At 52.9% G+C, this 23,301-nt stretch carries 15 protein-coding genes, 3 tRNA genes and 1 pseudogene; 9 read left to right on the top strand and 10 right to left on the bottom strand.

Going from position 1 to position 23,301, the window contains the following annotated elements; all coding sequences use genetic code 11:
- Positions 1–5: 5 nt before the first annotated feature.
- Complete coding sequence (gene acnB / locus ACMAZB_RS08865) at positions 6–2,618, bottom strand: bifunctional aconitate hydratase 2/2-methylisocitrate dehydratase (protein ID WP_435211078.1); 2,613 nt, start codon at positions 2,616–2,618, stop codon at positions 6–8.
- Positions 2,619–2,739: 121 nt separating this feature from the next.
- Between acnB and ACMAZB_RS08860 the strand changes: the two genes are divergently transcribed.
- Both ACMAZB_RS08860 and ACMAZB_RS08855 read left to right on the top strand, forming a co-directional pair.
- The gene (locus ACMAZB_RS08860; RefSeq protein ID WP_435211077.1) at positions 2,740–3,237 is read left to right on the top strand and encodes a DUF1289 domain-containing protein; all 498 of its coding nucleotides are present in this window, start codon (positions 2,740–2,742) and stop codon (positions 3,235–3,237) included.
- A 4-nt stretch (positions 3,238–3,241) separates the two neighbouring features.
- A complete protein-coding gene (locus ACMAZB_RS08855) occupies positions 3,242–3,862 on the top strand; it encodes a tRNA-(ms[2]io[6]A)-hydroxylase (protein ID WP_435216579.1) in 621 nt (206 codons plus the stop codon).
- 31 nt (positions 3,863–3,893) lie between these two features.
- On the opposite strand, the gene ACMAZB_RS08850 is transcribed toward ACMAZB_RS08855, so the two are convergent.
- Positions 3,894–4,607, bottom strand: coding sequence for a UDP-2,3-diacylglucosamine diphosphatase (locus tag ACMAZB_RS08850; RefSeq protein ID WP_435216578.1), 714 nt, complete (start codon positions 4,605–4,607; stop codon positions 3,894–3,896).
- A 3-nt stretch (positions 4,608–4,610) separates the two neighbouring features.
- The gene (locus tag ACMAZB_RS08845) at positions 4,611–5,120 is read right to left on the bottom strand and encodes a peptidylprolyl isomerase (RefSeq protein WP_435211074.1); all 510 of its coding nucleotides are present in this window, start codon (positions 5,118–5,120) and stop codon (positions 4,611–4,613) included.
- A gap of 209 nt (positions 5,121–5,329) precedes the next feature.
- Between ACMAZB_RS08845 and ACMAZB_RS08840 the strand changes: the two genes are divergently transcribed.
- The gene (locus tag ACMAZB_RS08840; protein WP_435216576.1) at positions 5,330–6,988 is read left to right on the top strand and encodes a glutamine--tRNA ligase/YqeY domain fusion protein; all 1,659 of its coding nucleotides are present in this window, start codon (positions 5,330–5,332) and stop codon (positions 6,986–6,988) included.
- A complete protein-coding gene (gene cysS / locus ACMAZB_RS08835) occupies positions 6,981–8,357 on the top strand; it encodes a cysteine--tRNA ligase (protein ID WP_435216575.1) in 1,377 nt (458 codons plus the stop codon). The genes ACMAZB_RS08840 and cysS overlap by 8 nt, the downstream gene beginning before the upstream one ends.
- A 74-nt stretch (positions 8,358–8,431) precedes the next feature.
- Here cysS and ACMAZB_RS08830 read toward each other — a convergent pair whose 3' ends face one another.
- Both ACMAZB_RS08830 and folD read right to left on the bottom strand, forming a co-directional pair.
- A complete protein-coding gene (locus ACMAZB_RS08830; RefSeq protein WP_435216573.1) occupies positions 8,432–9,703 on the bottom strand; it encodes an ACS family MFS transporter in 1,272 nt (423 codons plus the stop codon).
- Positions 9,704–9,960: 257 nt separating this feature from the next.
- Positions 9,961–10,805: pseudogene (folD, locus tag ACMAZB_RS08825) on the bottom strand (bifunctional methylenetetrahydrofolate dehydrogenase/methenyltetrahydrofolate cyclohydrolase FolD).
- 185 nt (positions 10,806–10,990) lie between these two features.
- Between folD and ACMAZB_RS08820 the strand changes: the two are divergent.
- From ACMAZB_RS08820 to ACMAZB_RS08810, 3 genes are all read left to right on the top strand, one after another.
- Positions 10,991–11,067: transfer RNA gene (locus ACMAZB_RS08820), tRNA-Pro, on the top strand.
- Between the two features lie 8 nt (positions 11,068–11,075).
- A tRNA-His gene (locus tag ACMAZB_RS08815) sits at positions 11,076–11,151 on the top strand.
- A 125-nt stretch (positions 11,152–11,276) separates the two neighbouring features.
- Positions 11,277–11,672, top strand: a complete 396-nt coding sequence (locus ACMAZB_RS08810; RefSeq protein ID WP_435216571.1) for a DUF4149 domain-containing protein — start codon at positions 11,277–11,279, stop codon at positions 11,670–11,672.
- Positions 11,673–11,778: 106 nt separating this feature from the next.
- Here the strand turns inward: ACMAZB_RS08810 and ACMAZB_RS08805 are convergent, their stop codons facing one another.
- Together ACMAZB_RS08805 and ACMAZB_RS08800 are read right to left on the bottom strand one after the other, a co-directional pair.
- Complete coding sequence (locus ACMAZB_RS08805) at positions 11,779–12,852, bottom strand: Glu/Leu/Phe/Val family dehydrogenase (RefSeq protein WP_435216569.1); 1,074 nt, start codon at positions 12,850–12,852, stop codon at positions 11,779–11,781.
- Between the two features lie 53 nt (positions 12,853–12,905).
- On the bottom strand, positions 12,906–16,406 hold the full coding sequence (locus ACMAZB_RS08800) for an indolepyruvate ferredoxin oxidoreductase family protein (RefSeq protein WP_435216567.1): 3,501 nt from the start codon (positions 16,404–16,406) through the stop codon (positions 12,906–12,908).
- A gap of 130 nt (positions 16,407–16,536) precedes the next feature.
- Between ACMAZB_RS08800 and ACMAZB_RS08795 the strand changes: the two genes are divergently transcribed.
- Together ACMAZB_RS08795 and ACMAZB_RS08790 are read left to right on the top strand one after the other, a co-directional pair.
- Positions 16,537–17,028 (top strand): Lrp/AsnC family transcriptional regulator, encoded by a 492-nt coding sequence (locus ACMAZB_RS08795; protein ID WP_435216565.1) that lies wholly within the window; start codon positions 16,537–16,539, stop codon positions 17,026–17,028.
- A 628-nt stretch (positions 17,029–17,656) separates the two neighbouring features.
- Positions 17,657–19,111 carry a hypothetical protein gene (locus ACMAZB_RS08790; RefSeq protein WP_435216564.1) on the top strand — a complete coding sequence of 485 codons (1,455 nt, stop codon included), beginning with the start codon at positions 17,657–17,659 and terminating at the stop codon, positions 19,109–19,111.
- A 211-nt stretch (positions 19,112–19,322) separates the two neighbouring features.
- Here ACMAZB_RS08790 and ACMAZB_RS08785 read toward each other — a convergent pair.
- The 3 genes from ACMAZB_RS08785 to ACMAZB_RS08775 form a co-directional block, all read right to left on the bottom strand.
- Positions 19,323–19,399, bottom strand: a tRNA-Arg gene (locus ACMAZB_RS08785).
- Between the two features lie 145 nt (positions 19,400–19,544).
- On the bottom strand, positions 19,545–20,189 hold the full coding sequence (locus tag ACMAZB_RS08780; protein ID WP_435216562.1) for a TetR/AcrR family transcriptional regulator: 645 nt from the start codon (positions 20,187–20,189) through the stop codon (positions 19,545–19,547).
- Positions 20,186–23,299: an efflux RND transporter permease subunit gene (locus ACMAZB_RS08775; RefSeq protein ID WP_435211055.1), complete on the bottom strand. Its 3,114-nt coding sequence runs from the start codon at positions 23,297–23,299 to the stop codon at positions 20,186–20,188. Before ACMAZB_RS08775 ends, ACMAZB_RS08780 begins: the two co-directional genes overlap by 4 nt.
- Between the last annotated feature and the right edge of the window lie 2 nt (positions 23,300–23,301).

Below are 23,301 nucleotides of genomic sequence, written 5' to 3'. Positions count from 1 at the left end.
GCGGATCAGGCAACCTCGTCGATTTGTACTGCAGCGATACGCCCGCCTTCTTCTGCACGTTGCTGAAATTCCACAACACGGTCGAAATTCATGTAGCGATAAATTTCATCCGCCATAGAGTCGATTTTGGTCGCGAACTCTAGGTACTCAGCCGGGCTGGGCAACCTTCCCAACAACGCCCCAACGGCGGCTAATTCTGCAGAGGTCAGGTAAACGTTGGAACCATCGCCCAATCGGTTGGGAAAGTTCCGAGTCGATGTCGAAAGCACGGTGCTGCCCGGTTCAACTCGCGCTTGGTTACCCATGCAAAGTGAGCAACCCGGCATTTCTGTCCTGGCGCCGGCTTTGCCAAAGATCGAGAAGTAGCCTTCTTCCATGAGCAGCTGTTCGTCCATGCGTGTTGGTGGGCATATCCACATGCGGGTGTTTACGGGTTTGCCATGGGCCTCAAGGAGTTTGCCCGCCGCCCGAAAATGGCCGATGTTTGTCATGCAGCTACCAATAAAGACCTCGTTGACTTCATCGCCAGCGACCTCAGACAGTTTTCGAGCATCATCAGGGTCATTGGGGGCACAGACGATAGGTTCGTTAACCTCAGCGAGGTCGATTTCGATGATTTCGAGATACTCAGCATCACTATCAGCAGACAGAAGTTCGGGCTGTGCCAGCCACTCTTCCATTTTTCGTGCTCGCCGCTCTAGAGTTCTTGCGTCGCCATAACCTTCGGCAATCATTGAGCGTAGAAGCACAATGTTCGAGCGCAAATACTCGGCGATGGTGTCTTCGCCCAACTTAATAGTGCAGCCGGCGGCAGAGCGCTCGGCAGAGGCGTCAGACAGCTCAAAGGCCTGTTCTACAGTGAGGTCCTCGAGGCCCTCGATCTCAAGTATTTGGCCAGAAAAAATGTTCTTTTTGCCCTTTTTCTCGACGGTCAAAAGCCCCTTTTGGATGGCGTAGTAGGGAATGGCATGCACCAAGTCTCGCAACGTAATTCCTGGTTGCATCTTGCCTTTGAAGCGAACCAGTATGGACTCTGGCATATCGAGAGGCATGACGCCGGTTGCGGCTGCGAACGCGACGAGGCCGGAACCTGCAGGGAATGAAATGCCCATTGGGAATCGGGTGTGAGAGTCACCTCCAGTTCCCACGGTATCGGGTAGTAGCATGCGATTAAGCCAGCTGTGAATAATGCCGTCTCCGGGTCTTAATGACACGCCGCCCCGGGTTTTGATGAAGTCGGGGAGGGTATGTTGCGTTGAAATATCGACGGGCTTTGGATAGGCGGCCGTATGGCAGAACGACTGCATAGTAAGGTCAGCCGAGAAGCCCAGACACGCTAGATCTTTGAGCTCATCGCGGGTCATAGGACCCGTAGTGTCCTGCGACCCTACGGTCGTCATTCGAGGTTCGCAGTAGGTGCCAGGCCTTACGCCCGTCATACCGCAAGCCCGTCCCACCATTTTCTGCGCAAGCGTGAAGCCTTTGCCAGTGTCTGTCGGTTGCTCGGGGGTTCGAAAAAGATTGCTCTCGGGCAGTCCTAGGGCTTCACGTGCGCGAGTTGTTAGCCCGCGACCTATGATTAGATTGATGCGGCCTCCCGCACGAACCTCATCTAGCAAAACCTCAGACTTTAGTGCAAATTCGGACAGTAAGTCACCGGATTCATTGAGTATTTTGCCATCATATGGGCGTACTTCAATGACATCCCCCATGCGCAGGTCGTCCACTGGGGCCTCAAAGACTAGGGCTCCTGCATCTTCCATCGTGTTGTAAAAAATGGGGGCCACTTTACCGCCGATGCAAACACCGCCGCCTCGTTTGTTCGGAACTCCTGGCATATCGTCGCCAAAAAACCAAAGCACTGAATTGGTGGCTGATTTTCTAGATGAGCCAGTTCCCACAACGTCCCCAACAAAGGCGACGGGGAGTGCTTTAGCTTTGATGGCCTTAATTTGCTCTAGAGGTCCGGTGATTCCGTGTTCGTCCGGTTCTAGACCGTCTCGAGTCATTTTGTACATGGCGTTGGCGTGCAGCGGAATATCTGGGCGCGACCACGCATCGGGGGCAGGGGACAGGTCGTCAGTATTGGTCTCTCCGGTAACCTTAAACACGACCATTTTTGTGGATTCTGGAACGGGGTCGCGATCGGTAAACCATTCACCGTCAGCCCAGCTTTGCATCACAGCCGCCGCATGGGTATTGCCCTTAGTGGCCAGTGCCTCGACGTCGTGAAAAGCTTCAAACATGAGTAGCGTGTGCTTAAGCTGCTCTGCCGCGGCCACGGCTAATTGGGAATCCTCTAGCAACCCAACGAGTGTTTCTATGTTGTAGCCGCCGTGCATATTGCCCAAAAGTTCGACCGCCTGTGCGGGATCAATAAGAGAGCAGGGGGTCTCGCCTTTGGCGACCGCAGATAAAAAGCCTGCTTTTACGTAGGCCGCTTCGTCAACACCGGGTGGAACTCGAGTAGCTAGAAGCTCTAATAAGAAGTCGGCTTCTCCCGCAGGTGGATTCTTAAGCAGCTCAATTAGATCAGCAACTTGGCTTGCGCTGAGCGGTTTTGCGGGGATATTTTGTTGGGCGCGCTCTTCAACATGGGCGCGATAGGCTTCCAGCACGGTTGTACTCCTTTGGGCGTGAGATGATTTTCGGGGCGTAGTATAGCTTGTGACCGGAAATCATGACATTCGTAAGTGATGATCCTGTGCATTCATGCAATCCATACCCTAGACTTCAGGTATGACGCGTTCTTCAAACCCAAAATCTTCAATTTCTGGCACCCCAAGAGTGAGAACACCTTGTATTGGGGTATGTTCCACCGGCATCGGCGACGCAGTTTGCCGAGGCTGTAAACGATTCAGCCATGAGGTCATTGATTGGAACGCTTATACCGAGGTGGAAAAAGCGATCGTCGACGAGCGACTGGCGAATTTTTTGAGTCTCTGCATGCAAAACAAGTTTGTGGTCACTGATCCGGGTCTACTGCGCTGGCAATTGCAAACCCAGCAGATTCGCTTCAACCCTGCCCACGACCAGTACTGTGGTTTATTTGCTTTACTGAAGGCTGGCGCGAGCCAAATTCAAGAGCCTGAAACCTTCGGGTTCTCGGTGCATCTGGCTTGGCGCGACAGTACGTTGACTGCGCTGAGGGAGTTGGTCGATCAGGAGTTTTGGTCCTTGTCTGATGCCCATCACCAGCGTTACCTTGCCACACCCGATTTATTTGAAAGTGGATGAACCCTTGACCGCATCACCAGATTTAGCACCTTTACTTGCGTTTCTGCCGTGTTCCACTCCAGAAGGCTGGATTAACGCTGCCTTAAAAGAGCAGTCGCTGCTATTAATCGATCACGCTAATTGTGAAAAAAAAGCGGCCGCAACGGCGATGAGCTTACTGCATCGACACACGGATCAGCCTGAGCTCATGAATAAAATGTCGCGCTTAGCGAGGGAGGAATTGCGCCATTTTGAGCAAGTTCTAGGGCTTATGAGGAAGCGTCACATAGCCTACAGTTTTGTGAGCGCTTCACGCTACGCCGGAAGCCTGCACGCACTTGTGAGAAAGCGAGACCCGGGCAGACTGGTTGATACGTTACTTTTGGGTGCGCTTATCGAAGCTAGATCTTGTGAGCGGTTTGCTGCCTTGGCACCTCATCTCGATGCCGAGTTGTCGAAATTTTATTTTTCATTGCTCAAAAGCGAGTCGCGACACTTTTTAGACTATCTCACTTTGGCAAAGTCAATCGCCAGCAGTGATGAAGTTGAAGAGCGTTTAGGTGTGCTTCGCAGCTGCGAAAAAGAGTTGATTGAAGGCGAAGATCAAGAGCTCCGCTTTCATAGCGGAGTGCCTATTGCGGCTTAGCTGGGGGCGCGAGATCGTCAAGGTGGTTGGGTCAGTAGCTGTAGTGCTCCAGGTGACAATCATTACCATCAGCCCGGATAATCCAGCTTTCGCTGCTGGACCAGTCGCCCAGCACTAGGCGATCTCCAGCGTTGGTCCTGTGGCGCTTAGGCCGATGGGTGTGGCCGTGAATCATCAGTTCTACGTCGTGCTCCATGAACGCTGCCTCAATGGCATGATCGTTAGCATCGATAATGTTGTCAGGGTCGTTTTCAGCTTTTGCTTTGCTGGCTGCGCGCAGCCCTTGAGCAAACTCACGTCGCTGGGCCAAAGGGCGCTGTAACATCTCGGCCTGCCACGCGGGGTCGTGCAGGATTGTACGCATTTTTTGATACTCAACGTCATCGGTACACAGCGTGTCGCCATGGAGAATCAGCGTGGGTTTGCCGTTGACGTCAATTACGGTGGTGTCCCCCAGCAATTCCCCGCCGATTTGTTCTGCAAATACATTGCCCAAGGCGAGGTCACGATTGCCCCTGACAACGAACACGGCGGATCCCGAATCGCTCACGGCCCTTAATCTGGCGATGACCCTTTGGTGGAGTGGGGTGTCGTCGTCATCACCAATCCAGTATTCAAAGAAGTCACCGAGAATAAAGAGGCGTTCCATTCCCTGCTCTCGGTCGAGCAGTGCGTATAGCCCCGCCTCAATTTCCGGCGTCTCGTCGCTGAGGTGAAGGTCGCTGATAAACAGCGTGGTAGCCATGGCTCAGGCGGCGGTGACCGTAACGGATTCGATCACAATGCTGTCCTTGGGAACGTCTTGATGGCCCGACTTGTTACCAGTTTCTACAGTCCGGATTTTATCCAGCACATCATCGCCAGCGGTGACTTTGCCAAACACAGTGTAACCCCAGCCCTGCATGTTTTTACCGCTGTGATTCAGGAAGTCGTTATCTTTTACGTTTAAGAAAAACTGTGCTGTGGCTGAATGGGGATCCATTGTGCGCGCCATGGCGATGGTGCCACGATCATTTTTGAGACCATTGTCGGCTTCGTTTTCGACGGGTTCCGCAGTTTCTTTTTGCTGCATGTCGGCATCAAATCCGCCGCCCTGAATCATGAAGTTATCAATCACCCGGTGGAAAATTGTGCCATCGTAGAACCCTTCGGTCGCATAGCGAACAAAGTTTTCAACCGTTTTTGGCGCTTTCTCGGCATCAAGTTCTAGAGTGATGACGCCAAAAGTGGTTTTCATTTCAATGACTGTGTCTGACATGGTGACTCCGGGCCGGTATATCGAAGGCGCGCATGCTACACGGTTTAGATCACAGGTGCGACACGTTAGCGCTTGCTAATTTACGGCCTGTGACAGACTGGCCACAGAAAATAGCCTTGAAATTTCACGTTACTGCGCCCAAAGCCGCTAAATCTTCTGCGATATGCGCCGGGCCTTGGTATCATGCGCCGTCCATTTAGAGGCCACCCATGAGTACCGACGCCCGAAGTAACTTTCTAAAGACCCAGATTCAGTCCGATCTCGATGCAGGAGGGACTCGTCAGCTGGTAACCCGCTTTCCCCCTGAGCCCAATGGCTTTCTTCATTTGGGCCATGCGAAGTCGATCACCGTCAACTTTGAGCTTGCAAAACAGTTTGGGGGTCAATGCCACTTGCGTTTTGATGACACAAACCCCGAAAAGGAAAGTCAGATTTTTATCGACGCAATCCAAGAAGATGTGCGTTGGTTGGGTTATCAATGGAGCGGTGAGGTCCGCTACGCCTCGGCGTATTTTCAGCAACTGTATGACTGGGCGTTGTACCTCATTGACGAAGGCTTGGCTTATGTCTGTGATTTATCAGCTGATGAGGCCCGTGAGTATCGCGGTAGTTTGACCGAGGCTGGTCGAGACAGCCCTCATAGAACGCGCGATAAAGAGGTCAATCGTGACTTATTTGAGCGGATGCGAGCGGGAGAGTATCCCGATGGCAGCCGTGTCCTGCGCGCGAAAATCGATATGGCCTCGCCGAATATTAATTTAAGAGATCCCATTTTGTACCGAATTCGCAAGGCCCACCATCATCAAACCGGAGATGCTTGGCCAATTTACCCAACCTACGATTTCGCACATGGACAAGAAGACGCCATTGAAGGGGTGACGCACTCAATCTGCACGCTGGAATTTGAAGATCACCGGCCGCTTTACGATTGGTTCATCGAGCATTTACCCGTTCCCACACGCCCCCGACAGTTTGAGTTTGCCCGACTCAACACCAGCTACACAATGACCAGCAAGCGAAAGCTCAAGCAACTGGTCGACTCCGAGGCGGTTGCGGGCTGGGACGACCCAAGAATGCCAACGCTCGCGGGTTTACGGCGGCGGGGTTATCCCCCTGCCGCAATCCGGCATTTTTGTGAGGAAGTGGGAACCTCACGCTCTGACAGTGTTGTTGATGTCGCTATGCTGGAAAGTGCGGTAAGAAACCAGTTAAACGTAGAAGCTCCCAGAGCTATGGCCGTGCTCAATCCGCTTCCCTTGACCATTACCAATCGAACGGAACCTGAAGTTTTGATGGTGGCGAATCATCCGGGAGATGAGTCGATGGGCGCTAGATCTGTGCCGTTCACTTCCGAGTTATACATTGACGCCGAAGATTTCCGTGAGGAGGCCAATAAAAAATATAAGCGACTTGTAATAGGTAAACGCGTCAGGCTGCGGGGTGGATATGTCATCGAAGCTGACCGTTGTGACCACGATAGCGCAGGGGAGGTTTCTCACGTATACGCCCGAGTTGTTGAGGGAACTCTGGGGGAAGATCCTCCTGATGGCATTAAAGCCAAAGGCGTTATTCACTGGGTGTCGGCGACAGAGGGCCTCAACGTTGAAATTCGCTGTTACGATCGTTTGTTCACCGACCCAAATCCCGGCAAAGCTGAGGACATGATGGCGGTGCTTAATCCCAAGTCTTTGGTTCGACTTGAACGTGCTGTGGTTGAGCCTTCACTGGCAACGGCTGCTCAGGAAGCTGTCTATCAGTTTGAGCGGGAGGGTTATTTTGTGGCTGATAGGTACGATCACACCCACGAAAACCCGGTATTCAATATGACGATAGGTCTGAGAGATACTTGGAGTAATTCTCATGGCTGAGTTGTATCTGACGAATACCTTCACAGGGCAAAAAGAGGTTTTCGAGCCCCGTGATGCCGAGCGGGTGACGCTCTATGTGTGTGGGCCTACGGTTTACAACCTCGCGCATATCGGCAACGCCCGTCCCGTAGTGGCTTTTGACATGCTCTACCGTGTGCTGCGGGCTATGTATCCAAAGGTGATATACGCGCGGAACATCACCGACATTGACGACAAAATTATTGCTGCCGCCCGGGAACGTGACGAGGGTATTGAGGTGGTGACCCAAGAATTCACCGATAAGTATCGGGAAGACATGGCTCAGCTCAACACCCTTTCTCCGGATCTGGAGCCTCGTGCTACAGAAAATATTGTCCCCATGCTGGACTTAATAACGCAGCTTGTTGAGCGCGGGCACGCCTATGCGGCTGACGGTCACGTTCTATTTGACGTGACTTCCATGCCCAGTTACGGAGCGCTGAGTGGTCGCAACCTTGACGATATGCTTGCCGGGGCGAGAGTGGAGGTCGCAGACTATAAGCGTAGTCCCGGTGATTTTGTGCTTTGGAAACCCTCGTCACAGGGGGAGCCAGGCTGGGAGAGTCCCTGGGGTTGGGGGCGTCCGGGTTGGCACCTAGAATGCTCTGCCATGATTCGTGCGCACCTTGGTGATGCAATCGATATTCATGGGGGAGGGCGTGACCTTATTTTTCCACATCATGAAAATGAGCGAGCGCAAAGCTGTTGCGGTTATGGAAGCGACTTTGTACGGTATTGGCTGCACAACGCCTATGTGGATATGGACGGTGAAAAAATGTCCAAATCACTGGGTAATGTCCGCACGGTTCGTGAATTACTGACCCTTTACCCGGGTGAGGTGCTGCGCTTTGCCTTGCTTTCCACGCATTACAGGTCACCGCTTAATTTCTCAGGAGAGCTCTTAGATAACGCCAAAATTGCTCTAAACAGCTTTTACCAAGCGCTGAGGAATACGGTTGACATTGAAGCGGAGGATATCCGGCCCGAGGATACGGCTGTATTCACCGCGCTGCTAGATGACCTGAATACCCCGAAAGCAATTGCTGCGTTGCACTCAACCTGTAAGGCCTTGAACAAGGCAGACGCAGAGGTGGCAGCGACTCGTAAAGGCGAACTGTTAGCGATGGGACGTATCATGGGGTTGCTAGATAATGACCCTGAGCAATGGTTCACTGAGTCTGCCTCCAATACCGGTCTGACATCGGATGAAATTGAGCAGCGCATCGCTGCTAGGATCGAAGCTAGGCTTCGAAAAGATTTTGCCGCGGCAGACGCGGTTCGTGACGAGTTGCAAGCGGCGGGAATTGAGCTTGAGGACGGCGCTGGGGGAACGACATGGCGCCGCACCTGACCATGCCATAGTGGCACGACGTATTGCTCTGAGCCTGCAAGCTGCATTCATCACAGCGTTGGTCGGCTGCGTTGTTAATCAAATAGCTTTTTGCCGCTGGAAAATGCGAGGTAGAAAATTAGCCCAAACAGCGTGACGCCTCCCGCTAGGGAGAAAACGATAACCCAAGATCCTGTGACCTCTAGAATCAATCCTGTGACGAACACGCCGATAATACCCGGGACGGCGCCCGCAGTATTGGTAATGCCCATTAGGGTGCCGGCATGCCGCGGCGCGACATCCATATGATTAACGGCAAATCCGCCAGTCACAAAGGCACCTAAGGCTGAGCCCACTGTCATCGTCGCGATTGCCATCCAAACGGTATCGAGGTGCCCCACAATCAGTAAGGCGCTTGTCAGCCCACCAAAACCAATGGTCTGCATAAGCTTGCGGACCTTTCCGACAGCCATTCCATTTTTGATCAACCGATCGGCTAAATTGCCCGCGATATTGAGAAAAAAAACGGAGCCGATTGAGGGAATAATCGCGAGGAGCCCTACAGAGGCATAATCAACACCCAGACCCTTGTTGATATAGGTGGGCATCCAAGACAAGAGCACAAAAAGTGACCAGTTATTGCAAAAATGCGCCACCACAATGGCCCAGACTGGCATCGATTTTAAGAAGTGATGCCAGGGGACAGCGGGTTTCTCGCTGTCTGTTACTGCTGCGCTTCTGTCCACAATTAAGGCCAGTTCTTCTTCTGTGACCCCGGCATGCTGTTGCGGTGTGGAGGTGACCATCCGTTGCCAAAAAAAGAACCACACGATGCCAGTTGCGCCGAAGGAATAAAACGCCCACTGCCATCCCCAAATTTGAACAACGATAGGCGTCGTTACCAACGCGAATATAGTGCCCAGAGGTATTGCACTGTTAATGAACCCTACGGCTCGCGAGCGTTCTGCCAGTGGAACCCATTTTGAAAAGGTACTGTAGATAGCCGGAAAGGTAACCGCCTCACCCATGCCCATGGCAATGCGGGTGAGGATGAGTAACGTGAAGCCCAAAGCGGCAGCTGGGGGCGTCAGAATGGTGAATAGCGACCACAGGATGACTCCCATGCCGAGCACAGCTTTACCGCCGTAGCGATCTGCTAAACGGCCTCCTACCACCTGAAGCAAAACGTAACCCACAAAGAAAGACGACAACACCAAACCCTGCTGTTGCATCCCCCAGCCAAGATCCGCGGCCATTGGAATAATGGCAACGGAGATGTTGACGCGATCTATGTAGCAGATAAACACGGCTAAGAAAGACAGCCCTACGATATGAGTGCGCTTGGGCCAATGTCTGGGGTTGAGCATGGTGGTTACTCTCACTCTTTTAACTACCTTAGGCCAATCGAGGCCATGCTGCTAGCAAGAGTTGGTCAAGGCTTCGCTATTTAAGGGACAAGATACGGCCATTCTCCAGGAGAGGGGGTGAGGTTTGGTGCTGGTGCAGCGGTCGCGGCAGCGTCTAGGGATCCAGCGTGCCTCGATGTCGGTATTGGAAGCTCCACGGCAGCTGCCTGTCCAAGGCGGCAGCGCGAGGAGGTTTCAGTGGTGTGCAAATAACAGGTTCAGCCCAGTGCTTTTTCACCTGAAAGAACGGTCTGTTGGATGAGTGTATTAATGGTCATGGGCCCTACGCCGCCGGGCACCGGGGTGTAGGCGGCGACACGGTCCAAAAGGGGTGTTAATTCAATATCGCCAACCCCCCTGGGTGGTAACCGGCATCGACGACCACAGCGCCGTCTTTTACCCAGTCTGCTCGAATAAATTCGGGCCTACCTACCGCCCCGACGATGATGTCGGCCTGGCGGACATGATCAGCGAGATTTTGGGTGCGCGAGTGGCAAATTGTGACTGTGGCATTGGCCTGCAAAAGCATCATGGCCATGGGCTTGCCTAAAATGGGGCTGCGACCGATAACCACTGCGTGTTTCCCTTCGAGTGGTATTTCGTAATGGCCCAGCAAACGCATGATGCCTTGAGGCGTCGCGCATCCATAGGCATCCTCGCCCATAGCCATTCGACCGAAGCCGAGGCAGGTCACACCATCAACGTCTTTTGACAGATCAATCATATCGAAGGCGGCGCGTTCATCGATTTGGCTGGGAACCGGGTGTTGCAGGAGGATGCCGTGAACATCCGGGTTGTTATTGAGGGTCTCAAGCTCGTGCAGTAAGTCATTAGTTTTTAGGGTCGAGGGCAGCTCAATGGCCATAGACTCCATGCCAATGCGACGGCAGGCGTTGCCCTTCATCTTTACGTAGGTCGCAGAAGCAGGATCATCGCCCACCAAGACGGTAGCCAGCACGGGGATCCGCCCCCCTGATCGCTCTTTGAGTCCTTCCACACGAATTCGCAGAGCTTCTTCGGTTAATTTCGCAACATGCTTGCCATCGAGTACGAGTGCAGTCATTTTTTTCCCCATTGACGAGATTTGAAAACGAGGGCAAGTCTCCCAGAAATAGCCCGGTAATAACAAGGATGTAAGTCGCTAATTGACCGCCTTCGGTCAAATCAGTATCCTTCGCGCCGTCGGTCACTCATCGAGACACTTCCAGCCAGTCGGCGGTAGTGTATTATTGGTGAATCACACGACTTCGGAGTGTAGCGCAGCCTGGTAGCGCGCCTGCTTTGGGAGCAGGATGTCGGGGGTTCGAATCCCTCCTCTCCGACCATTTCTATGGTGGCTGTAGCTCAGTTGGTAGAGCGCCGGACTGTGACTCCGGTTGTCGCGGGTTCGATCCCCGTCAGCCACCCCACGTTTTCCCCTCCTTAAATCTACATAGCGATTCAGTTTTCAGGTGTCATCGAACCCACGGACGGTTGTTCGGTGAGCTAATTCCAGCGCCAAATCGTACAACTGACTCGATTGAGGGTTTATTTTGTGCTGACGACTGCTGCCGTATTACTGACTGCCATAGTGTTCGGAGGGATGGTCCTCTACTCTTTTGGTTTTGCCGCCTTTCTTTTTAAGACTCTTCCTGCAGAAGACGCGGGCTCTATTCTTAGAAAAGCTTTCCCGGTTTTTTATGTTTGGTGTATCGCTGTCGCGCTTATCGCCGCGGTGCCTTTATGGTTTGTAGACCCTTTGTCGGCCTGGCTTACGATAACGGTTGCGCTGACCACCATGCCTCTGCGTCAGTTGCTGATGCCCGCCATTAATTCCGCCAGCGATAACAAAAATCGACGTCGCTTTAACCTATTGCATGGTTTGTCAGTTCTAGCTGCATTAGCGCAAATGGCCGTGCTGGGCTATGTGCTTGCCCGCATCGCGACCTAGGCCGTTCCTTCCATGGCGCTTATGTTGACGCTTGGATCACGATATAGACTAGCTGCGCGTTAGGCCCTGTGTTGCAGGACACACAGGCAGGTCCGCCGTCTAGTGACTAAGGATTGCCTGCCCATTGATACACTCGTTCGTTTTGAGAACATGCATTGAGTTTTTCCTCGGCGACCGCAACTGCTATTTGCTGTGCGCCGAGCTTCATGCCCTGAGCGCGCTCAAGAATGTCAGCAACATTCTGCCCGATACGTTGAATCGCCAAAGCTCGAGTTTCTTGACTGGCGTTCTGCTGCTGCTGATAAATATCAACGATGCCCCCAGCATTAATAGCAAAGTCGGGGCAATAAATAATATTGCGAGCTTTTAGTCGATCATCGTCTGCGTCGGTAGCAAGCTGATTATTGGCAGCGCCCGCGATTACTTGAGTTCGTAGTTTCGCAATGCTGTCTTCGTTGAGTATTGCACCCATAGCGCAAGGCGCCAAAATGTCGCAGGTATGATGCAAGATTTTCTCGGGAGCTACCGGCTCAATGCCAAAGTCCTTCTCTGCTCGAAGTAAATTTTCAGCATTGATATCACTGGCAAAGACCTTGGCACCAGCGGCTGATAGGTATCCTGCCAGGTGGTACCCCACGTGTCCCAAGCCTTGAATAGCGACGGTCCGGCCCGTGAGCGTGTCATGACCAAAGGCTTGCTTGACGCCAGCCTTAAGCCCTAAAAAAACGCCAAGAGCGGTGGCAGGGGAGGGGTCCTCTCGGCACGTTTTTTCGATGCCAGTGACGTGAGGTGTCGTTTCGGCAATCACTCGCATATCAGCCGGCGAAGTGCCGGAGTCCTCGGCAATGCAATAGTGCCCGGCTAGGGAATTTACAAATCCACCCATTGCCCGAAGCAGGGCCGGTGTCTTGTCACGACGCGGATCGCCGATAATTACCGATTTTCCTCCGCCAAAAGGTAGTCCAGCCAGTGCTGATTTATAGGTCATTCCCCGAGAAAGCCTCAGGGCGTCTTCCAGTGCATCGTCGTCCTGTGCGTAAGGAAACATGCGACAGCCGCCAACAGCCGGCCCCAGCTGAGTGTTGTGAATGGCAATAATGGCGGTCAGACCGCTATCAGCGTCCGTTGTCATGACGACCTTTTCATGTTCGTTATTTTTATTGCCGACCAAATGGAGCATTATTTTTCCCTCGTAAAATAGTGTTTTCTAGAAGTATGCGAGTTGTCAGAGGCCTACGCCGCGGCTACTGCATCAATTGATGCGTTTGGTGCTGTTCCTAAAAATTTGGCGAGCAAGCGGTCTTGCTCTGCGACAAGTTGCTGTCGATTCTTTGTGCGCACATAACCAAAGCCCCGAAGACCTTTTGCCAGTTTTGCGAGGGCGATGGCGTCCTCGTAATTGGAGGTGTTGAGCTCGGTCATAATGACGGACAGAAGATCGAGGTAGCGGCTTAGGTCATTTCTCTCGGCACTTCTTTCCACGCTATAACCGAAAGGGTCAAATTTCGTGCCCCGCAGAAATTTGAACTGAGCAAGCAGGGAAAAAATGGGCAGCACCCAGCCACCAAATTCACGCTTGGTAATTTTTCCGGTGCTTGGATCTGGTTTGCAAAGAAGGGGTGGGGCCAGATGAAATCGCAACTTATAGTTCCCGGAAAACTCCGCAGACAGCTGTCGGTGAAATTCGGGATCGGAGTGCAGGCGCGCCACCTCATACTCATCTTTAATCGCCATTAGGCGATACAGCTGCTCTGCTACCGTCCATGTCAACGAGTCAGTCAGCTCGGACTTTGGATCCCGGGCGCGAAGGGAGGCGATGTGGTCTCGGTATTGCTGCGCGTAAGCCGTGTTCTGATAATCAGTCAAGCGTGCGACACGGTCCTCAACCAGACTGTCGAGTGTGAATTTTTCTGACTCTAGCTCCGCGGTCGAGTTGGGCAAAAACCGCTGCATGACTGACGCGGGGGAGTGGGCATAGTGGCGCCCTAGCTCAAAGGCCTCCTTGTTGAAGTTCGGGGCGACGTTATTGATTTCAATAGCTTGAATCAACGCTGCTCTTGAGACGGGAATCCAGCCTTTCTGCCAAGCGCAGCCCATCAGAAAAAGGTTGGCTCCAATAGTGTCGCCCAGCAGTTCTAATGCAACCTGAGTGGCATTTACAAAGGCAAGCTCTGGGCCAACCTCTCGAGATATTTTGTTTTTCATTCCTTGCGTTGGGAATGAGGCATCGGGATCAAGAAGAAAAGCAGCAGTTGCCTGTTCAGCAACATTAACCAGAGCATGGGTACGACCGTCGGCAGCCTTAGCCAAGCACTCATAACCTGCGGTAACCACTAAATCGCAACCAATGAGTAAATCTGCTTCACCTGCCGGGATCCTTACAGCTTTTATCTGCTCTTGCTCGCACGCGATTCGCACGTGGCTGGTGACGGCGCCAAATTTTTGTGCCAACCCGGTTTGATTCATGGTGGCGCAACCTTTCCCTTCTATGTGTGCCGCCATCGCTAGAAGCGAAGATATGGTGAGTACTCCGGTGCCACCAACACCGGCCACCACGATGTTCCAAGGCGCCGTCAGGTCTGGGAGGTCGGGCTCGGGCAGAGAGGGGAGCAGGGTCACAGCTTGCTCGTCGGTGATAGGGCGCTGAAGCTCGCCGCCGACAACCGATACGAAGCTGGGGCAGAAGCCCTTCAGGCAGGAGAGATCGGAATTGCACGCATTCTGATCAATCTGTCGCTTTCTACCCAGTAAAGTGTCTTTTGGTGTAACTGATAGACAGTTCGATTCGGCGCCGCAGTCGCCGCAGCCTTCACAAACAGCATCGTTGATAACAACGCGACGAGGGGCACTGGTTAGCTTTCCTTTTTTGCGTCGCCGCCGTTTCTCAGTGGCGCAGAGCTGCTGGTAAACAATGACAGAGGTGCCTGTATAGTCTCGCAGCTCGAGTTGAAGCGCTTCGAAGTTTTCTCGGGGGTGCAGGCTAAACCCGGGTATTTCTGAAAATTGGCCTTGGAACGCTTCGGGTTGATCAGAAACTAGCGCGATTCTCCGCACCCCTTCGCCGCGTAATTGGTGTATCAGGTCGCTAACACTCAAAGTCCCATCAATGGGCTGGCCGCCGGTCATTGCCACGGCCTCGTTGTATAAGATTTTATAGGTGATGTTTACCCCCGCTGCGACCGCAGCACGGATAGCTAGGACTCCAGAATGGAAGTAGGTGCCATCGCCTAGGTTTTGGAACACGTGCTCGGTGTCGGTAAAAGGGGCTTGGCCTATCCATGTTGCGCCTTCGCCACCCATTTGAGTAAAGGTGTGGGTTTCACGGTCAGGCATCCAGGTGGCCATGTAATGACACCCAATACCCCCTAAAGCACGACTTCCCTCGGGGACTTGGGTTGACGTGTTGTGGGGGCAGCCAGAGCAGAAGTGCGGTGTGCGCTCAATCGTGTCGGCGGGTACGGCTAACGATTTTTCTTTCTCTTCAATCCACCGAATGCGCTCTTCAAGCGTGGGGCTGCTAAAAAATCGGCGTAGCCGTCCGGCAATTGCCTGCGCAACCATGGCGGGGGTGAGTTCTCCCAGATTCGGCAGCAGATCAATCCCGTGCTCGTCGAACTCCCCAACGACTCTGGGGCGTGAACCCACGGGATAGTTGTAAAGCTGCGACGTTAGCTGGTCCTCAATGATTGAGCGCTTTTCTTCAACGACGAGAATTTCTTCCAGCCCCTCTGCAAAGCGATGCGTTTGCTGTGGCTCGAGAGGCCAGGGCATGCCGACTTTATAGACGCGAATGCCGATTTCTGCTGCTGCGCTGTCGTCAATACCCATATCCTCTAGGGCCTGGAGCACATCAAGATAGGCCTTCCCTGAGGTAATAATTCCCAGCCGTGGCTTTGGGCTATCTATCACGATGGGATTGAGGTTGTTTACCCGGGCAAATTCTCGAGCGGCATAAATTTTGTATTTGTTGAGACGTCGCTCTTGGTCAAGAGGTTTGTCCGGCCAGCGTGCGCTAACGCCCCCCTCGGGTAATTCAAAGCCTTCTGGAATTTGGATGGAAATTCGATTCGCGTTAATGTCGGCAGAAATCGCTGAGTCCATGTTTTCAGTAATGGCTTTTAACGCCACCCAGCATCCGGAGAAGCGCGAGAGTTCCCAGCCAAATAGCCCGAGGTCGAGAACCTCCTGAACATTAGCTGGGGCTAATACGGGAACCGAGGCGCCGATGAACATATGCTCAGATTGGTTGGGTAAGGTGGAGGACTTGCAGGCGTGATCATCTCCAGCAACAGCGAGCACGCCACCTCTTGGGGCAGTGCCAAATGCATTTGCGTGTTTAATGACGTCCATTGAGCGGTCGACGCCAGGACCCTTGGCATACCAAAGTCCGAAAACGCCATCAAATTTTGAGCCGTGGAACAATTGGTTTTGTTGGCTACCCCACACAGCTGTCGCCGCGAGCTCTTCATTGATGCCGGGCTGAAAGTGAATATTCTGATTTTTTAATAAATCTTGGGCTTGCCATAGGGCTTGATCGATGCCCCCCAATGGCGAGCCCCGGTAGCCCGATATGAAGCCTGCGGTATTCAGTGCTCGCAGGCGGTCACGCTGCTGCTGCAGCATGGGTAGGCGTACTAGCGCTTCGATACCCGTCATATAGGCTCGGCCTTTCTGAACGGTATATTTGTCGTCCAGCCGGACCTGCCGTTTTGGCAGTGCATTTGAAGAGCTCATGGTGTGGGCCTAATGACAATATTGACCGGCAAATTCTCTCAAAAGTTACTGAATTCTTTATCTTAAAATCAGGGTATATCGGCTAATATTGGATAAAAATTACTCAATAATTAAAAAATATGGAAAAAATATGCAGAAACTAACGAAGGTTGACCGCCAAATTTTAGGGGTGCTTCAATCTGACGCCACCATCAGTACTGCCGATCTTGCGGAGCAGGTTCATATGTCCCAGTCGCCATGTTGGCGCAGGGTAAACCGTCTACAGGACTCGGGAGTTATTCGGGGACAGGTGGCGCTTTTGGATCGGCAGCGTTTGGGGATGGAGGTGGTGGTATTTGCAACAGTCAACCTTACACAGGCAGGGCGGACAAACCTGCTCGCCTTTGAGGCTGACATTGTTCATCACCCAGAGGTTTTGGAGTGCTACACCATGACGGGAATTTGGGATTATGTGCTGAAAATAGTGACCCGGGACGTCAGGCACTACGAGGATTTCGTACGCAACACACTAAACACTATGGAAACGATACGAGAATTACACTCTCATATGGCGGTCACGGAGATTAAAAATACAACGGCTCTGCCCATCTACACGCAGCTAAAGGAGTCTCAGCTCGAATAATGCGATGCGTTGTGGCGGCGTTGACTAGCAGCACTAGTGCGCCTTTCACTGAGGCGGGAAATCAAGATGCTGTGCGACTTGACCATGCGGGAAATAAACAATGGGGGGGTAATTGGGGCGATCCTTGCCCCGGTGGGCTCTGTCGGGCGGGAACAATGTTCCTTCTTGGTGAGTCGTCCGTGACTCGCACCCTCTAAAAGCCGGTCTTCCTGACTTGCGAACACTTTAGGCGCCTTCTTTTGCAAAGTCAATCCTGATTTGCAACTTTTATTGCGGCAGCTGCCTTGTTGTATTGTCGTAGGTCCAGCACAGTGCAACTATTTCCGTGCCCGATTATTTACAGCACGCTGGCGTAGCCGCAGCGGTTCCAGAGCAGCTACGTCATGAGTGCCCACAGTGTCACAGTCATTTAGTGAAAAGTGGTTTGGAGTTGATTCAGAAAACAGCTATCTTTTTTACACATGGGACGTACACCACATTCTATTCCCGAGGATGAAGGCCAAGGTGTTTGCCTTTCTTGATGGGGCGGGTATGCTTGCGGGCACTTATTGCCAGTAGCCCCCGCGCCTGGCAGCCAGAGCGAATGGCTGGTTTTAATTCACAAAAGACAAAGAGAGACATAGTAGCAATGAATCAAAAAATTAATTTGTGTGTTTTGATTGGATTTTTGGCTGTTTTTTCTAACACGTCGTTCGCTCAGGATCTGGGCTGTAATGCTGAGGTAGAGTTAGATGGGGGGGTGGTTGAGGTTGCCGCTAGCTCCTCAGGTGATGACACTGAAAACATACAATGCGCTCTGAACGCGGCTGTCGAGGGCGGTTATAGAGAAGTGTATTTGACGTCTAAAAAGTACGCAATATCTGGTGTCGAAGTCGCCGATTTTGTAGGGGACTTTAGAGGAAACTCCATTGCTACCACAGAGGTTACGGTCACTAACGGCGCTTTAGATTGCGAGGGGCAACGTGCGGCGCTGCGCTTTAATCGAGGGAGTCCTAAGGTCACGCGTATGACACTGAAAATCGATGAGCCATGCAGCACTGCAGGCGGTAACGCCTCGGTCATTGGATTCTACACGAACCCCTCAAAGTGCTCGCAACGGGTAGTAACGGGCTTTGTAGAGCGAGTGTTCATCGAGGGAGGCGGTGCCTCTTCGATAGACTTTACGACGGGCGTCACAATTGATGCAGCTCCTGAGTGCTTCCCTGCAGACACAAGTGAGGCACTGCCTACGTCCAGTAAGGCGCTGGGCGGACTGCGGGTAAATCGATGTGAAATTCGAGACTTGGACATGGGTATCTTTGCCTCGGTATCAGATGGCGGGCAGGTTGATATAACGTCGAACAGTAAATCGGGCGCAGGAGCGGCTTTTGAGCGCTTGGGCATACCAATTTCTATTGTTGACGCAAACCAGAATACCAACATCTTTCGCAATGAAATCGCGTTCAATGATGTGGAGTATTCCGGGGGGCTCGCTGACCTTTTCGGCACCACTGGTATTTATATTGCTAGTACTAGTGCGTCACCAAGCTCAAATAAGACCTCAATTAGCAAAAATACCTTTCGGGATGGAGGCGTTCACGCTGAGGGATACGGTTTCCTAACCGGCAAGGCAGGCAAGAGCTTAACCCATGAGGTGGTCTTGTCTGGTAATACCTTCAACGGCAGCGACAACAGCACCTCGGGTGCTGGTGTGGCCGTCTTGGATACCTCTGACGGGCTTATCAGCGGCAACTCTTTCAAAGGTAACGCGGCGACGTGGATCTCGTTGGCAAGTGGGGACACGGACTTGGGTCAGTTAGGATCGGCAGTCGCTGGCTGGGCGATTGTCTCAAACACGTTCTCTTCATCTACGGCTCCGACTGACATCACTCTGGACAGCAATACTGAAGACAATGTCGTGGGTCGCAGTCAAAACTCCCCGGTGGTGGATGATGCCGGCAGTAACGACGTGTTGGGGGATTCCACGTCGGCCAGTAGGTCGTTCGGTGGCGCTTCTATCGTCGTTGGACCTAAAGCGATGTTTGGTGCCCAGCTCGAAGCAATAAACGGCCGGGATGTGTCCTTACGCAAGCTGGGGCAGTAGTCCTCAAGGGCTCGGATGGGTAAATAAGCCCTCTGCGAACGCAGAGGGTTTTTTTTTATCTCGGTATGGGCAATGAACCTCTCGCGGCTAAAGCGGTGAGAGTGTTTGGGGAATCCGGATCGGTCCAGATAGTGCTGAGTTAGAAGAGCACGGCAGGGCGTGGGAATCTCGATACCACTAGCACTTGCACTTTGTCGATATTGTGCCGATTTGGCCCGCCCGGCAGGATTCGAACCTGCAACCTACGGCTTAGAAGGCCGTTGCACTATCCGGTTGTGCTACGAGCGGATGGGGCCGAAGTATGCCACTGCTGACCGCTCTGCCCAAGTGTCAAATACGGGCATTTTGTAGAACTTGAGATCATGACTGCCGTCATTGACTGCACGGTTTCAAGCTTTGCGCCGAGCGTCATTTAGTGCGGGGCACTCAGAAGCTATGTCTTGCGAGTAGTGTCAATTCCGGCGAGAAGAGCGGAGGCGGCTTCCGCAAGTATTACTTCGGCCTGCGCTGACTCATCGAAAAGATCAAGTAGCTGATTGCTCTCAAGTGTTGCAACACCATGCGCGAGAGCCCAGAGCTGCGTGGCCACAGTTAACGCGGTTTTTCGATCAGACGCCGTTAGGCTTTTGTGACGCCCTGCAACAAGGTAATTTTCAACTGAGGCTAGCAGTAAAGAAAACCCTACACTCTTGTGCTCAAGATTTTGTCGCTCGGGCTGCATTTGTCCATGGTCCTCCCACATTAGTGAGAAAAAGGCACGTTTGTCGCGCGCGTAGTTCAGGTATGTCAGGCCCATAGCGGTCACTGCGGCGACGGGGTTGGCCGTGTCCTTAAACTGCCTTTGCGTTTCTTCAAGGGCTTCATGCAGGCCGATGAACGCGAGATCCCTAACGTTATCAAGCAGGTCGTTCTTGTCGTGAAAATGCCGATAGGGTGCGGCGCTGCTTACCCCAGCTCTCTTTGCAGCGTCAGTAATGCTAAACGACAGGGAGCCTTGCTCTTCAATGAGAGCCGCCGTGGCAAGGATCATTGCGTCTCTAAGATGTCCATGATGGTAGCCGCTGCTAGGGTGTTTCATCTCAGTGCTGCCGCAGCTGTGTTGGCGTTTTGTTGTGTGGCATGACCGCGAACAGTGAGATAGAACAAAGGGGGTACCAAAAAGAAGGAAATGATCGTGGAAAGCAGCACGCCACCCGCAATAGCCATGGCAAAGGGAGGCCAGAATCGACTGCCCTCAAGAATGAGCGGCAGAAAGCCGCCAAAGGTCGTAATGGTTGTCGACACAATATGCCGGCTGGAGTCGCGCACGACACGAACAACGGCGTCTGCGCTTCCGCTTGCCGCTTCAGAATCTTGCTGCAAGGCTGTGAGAATAATGATCGCAGCATTTATGGAAACCCCAATGGAGCCAATGACGCCGATGAGTGGCGTTATACCAAGGGGATAGCGGAAAAGCGCTAGCGCAAATAAGCTGAGTCCAAATGAGCAAACGCAGACCAGTACAGCGATGGCAGACAACCTCCATGAGTTGAAGGTTAGTAAGATCGTTGCCACCAAAGCGGCCATGATAATGCCAAGTGGCGCCATGAGATCCTCGATGACGCCGGCGCGCTCGTCTGAGTCGCCGCCAAAGCTGTAGCTGTAGCCGGGGGGTAACTCAATGGGCTCTACAGCGAGCTGAGCTCGAAGCACCTTCAGTGCTTCTTCAGGCAGCACGCCTCTCACTAAAAAGGCCTGTACTCGGTTGAGTCGCTGCCCGTTTTCCCTGGTGATCGGGCTGTCATCTGGCTCGAGGTGCGCAGCCCCAAGAGCGCTTAACGGTACGGATTGAGCGCCCGAGACAGATCTAGCAATAGGAATTCGCAGATTTTGCAGCACGTTGCTGTCCGACCAGTCTCTGCGAGTCAGTCTTGTGCGAACCGGCAAGCGCTCGGTGTCCTCCAGAAGTTCGCCGCCCAAACGACCTCGCAAAGCTGCATCAAGGGAGGTTGCCACTTGCACTCGACTTAGGCCCACTTGTTTTAGCTTGTCTTCTTCCAACGCAAAAACGAGTTTTGGCGGCCCAGCCTCCATGGAGACTTTGGTATGGGTAACGTCGGGAAGGGCATCCATGCGTTGTCGAAACTGTTCACCCAGCGCCTGCAGCGTGGCGACATTGGGCCCTGAAACTGTGATCTCCAGAGGCGCATCAACTGGGGGGCCCTGATCAATACCCCTGACAATAATTTGAGCCGCCGGGTAGTCGCGGTCTAGTTGACGCTGCAGGCGCCGAATGAGCGCGTCAGTGGCGTTTTCATCCGTTGTGAGAATGAGGGCTTCCATCCAACTGGGGCGCCCTTTTTTATTGGAGCGCATGTTGTAATAAAAAGCGGGGGCACTTTCACCAACCGTCCAGTCCACGCGTCGTATTAGAGGTTCATCGCTAAGATCACGGTCGATTTGTTTAGCCAGACTCAAGGCGTCATCGATAGATGCACTTTCAACCAGCGTGACTTGCAGGTAGAGCTGGTCTCGGTCGGTCCCGGGGAAAAATTGGTTGGTGAGGGAGCTGACACATAAAAACCCCGTCACCGGTAGGCACAAAGCCAGCGCAATGGCACCAGCCGGGTTTCGAAGAGACTGTGCCAAAAGGTTGGCAAAAATGGGGCTCAATCTTGGTAGCTCGATGCCGGCCTGCCACCATTGTTGCCTCTCGTGCAATCCACCGGGTAGCAAGCGAGCCGCCAGCACTGGGGTGACCGTGAGCGCAAGCAGCATAGACGCCAGCAGCATAACGATGACCGACAACGCTATTGAGCCCAAGAAATCGCCAGCCGGTCCCTCCAGAATTGCCATCGGCAAAAAGGCCAAAACTGTGGTCGCGGTTGATGCAATGAGCGGAATCCGCAAGCGGCTAACGGAGGCGCCTAGTGCTTCAATCGGCGCCATTCCAAGGATCAATCGTTTGCGCACCTCATCCGTCATAACGATAGAGCCGTCTACCAGCAATCCCAATGCGACGACGAGCCCCGTGAGTGACATTTGGTGGATGGGCACTTTGAAGTAGAGAAGACCAAGCATCGATAAAAGGGTGCACATAGGGAGAATAACGGCAACCACTAATGCTGCGCGCCACCCCAATGTCACCAAAAGCACCGCGAGTACGATACAAACACCCGCGAGTAGGTTACTCGCGACGCTGGCGAGGCGAGCTTTCGTGTATTGGCTTTGATCGTAGGCAATTTCGATGCTGAGGCCATCTGGAGCTTGTGCTCTGTAGTCATCTAAGAACTTGTCAAAACGTGTGCCATAGGTGTCTGCTTGATAGCCCAGGGTCATTTCGGTGCCCAGCAGAACAGACCTTCGACCGTTGGATAGGGCATAACTGAACGCAGGTGTTTGCTCGGTTCGCGATAGTGTCGCTATATCTTGTAGCCTTACAACGCGACCGTTTGGGAGTGCGCGAATCTGTAGTTCTCTTAAAATCTCGAGGCTCGTAAATTCCCCGGCGAGTTCAACCGCGATATCAGAGCCACTGCCCGTGAGGCTTCCTGCGGGGGTTCTGGCATCGGCCTTGCGCAAAGCTTCACTGACCTCACTGACACTGATTCCCAAAACAGCAAGCTGTGTCTCGTCAAGTTCTACGAGCACCTCTTCTTTGGGCGCTCCGTATAGGGTAACCCGTTTTGTCTTGGGCACACTGCGAATGGCATCTGCAAGAATTTCGGCTTCTCGGCGTAAAACTGAGGCAGGCATGTCTCTGCCGGGTTTTGCTGAGACGGCAATAATCTTAACGTAGGCGGTAATGATGTCGTCTTCAAATAAGGGAGGCTCGACCCCCACCGGGAAATTAGCCGCCTCGGCTGCCACGATATCGCGTAGTTCAGACCAAACGCGTTCAATGCCCGCCAAAGATAATCGATAGTCTGTTTCAATAGAGATTACGGAAATCCCCGCAGCGGATGTGGACTGTATTTCCGTCACCTCGGGGACCTCTCGCAAAGCATCCTCAAGGGGTTTCGTTACCAGTGATTCAACCCGAGCAGGGCTGGCACCGGGGAAAAAGGTTTCTAATTTTGCGATGAACGGAGTGATCGTTGGGTCTTCTTGACGCCCGAGGCTGGAGTAGGAAGTGGTCCCAATCGCTGCAATGATGAGTAAGATGAGCGTTAGGTAACGGGGATTTTGGAATAGTATTCGGGCAATCACGA

Source organism: Luminiphilus sp. nBUS_07 (genome assembly GCF_051201685.1).
Lineage (GTDB): Bacteria > Pseudomonadota > Gammaproteobacteria > Pseudomonadales > Halieaceae > Luminiphilus.
The sequence above is the reverse complement of the archived record's forward strand: the minus strand, read 5'-3'. Positions and strand labels throughout refer to the sequence as shown.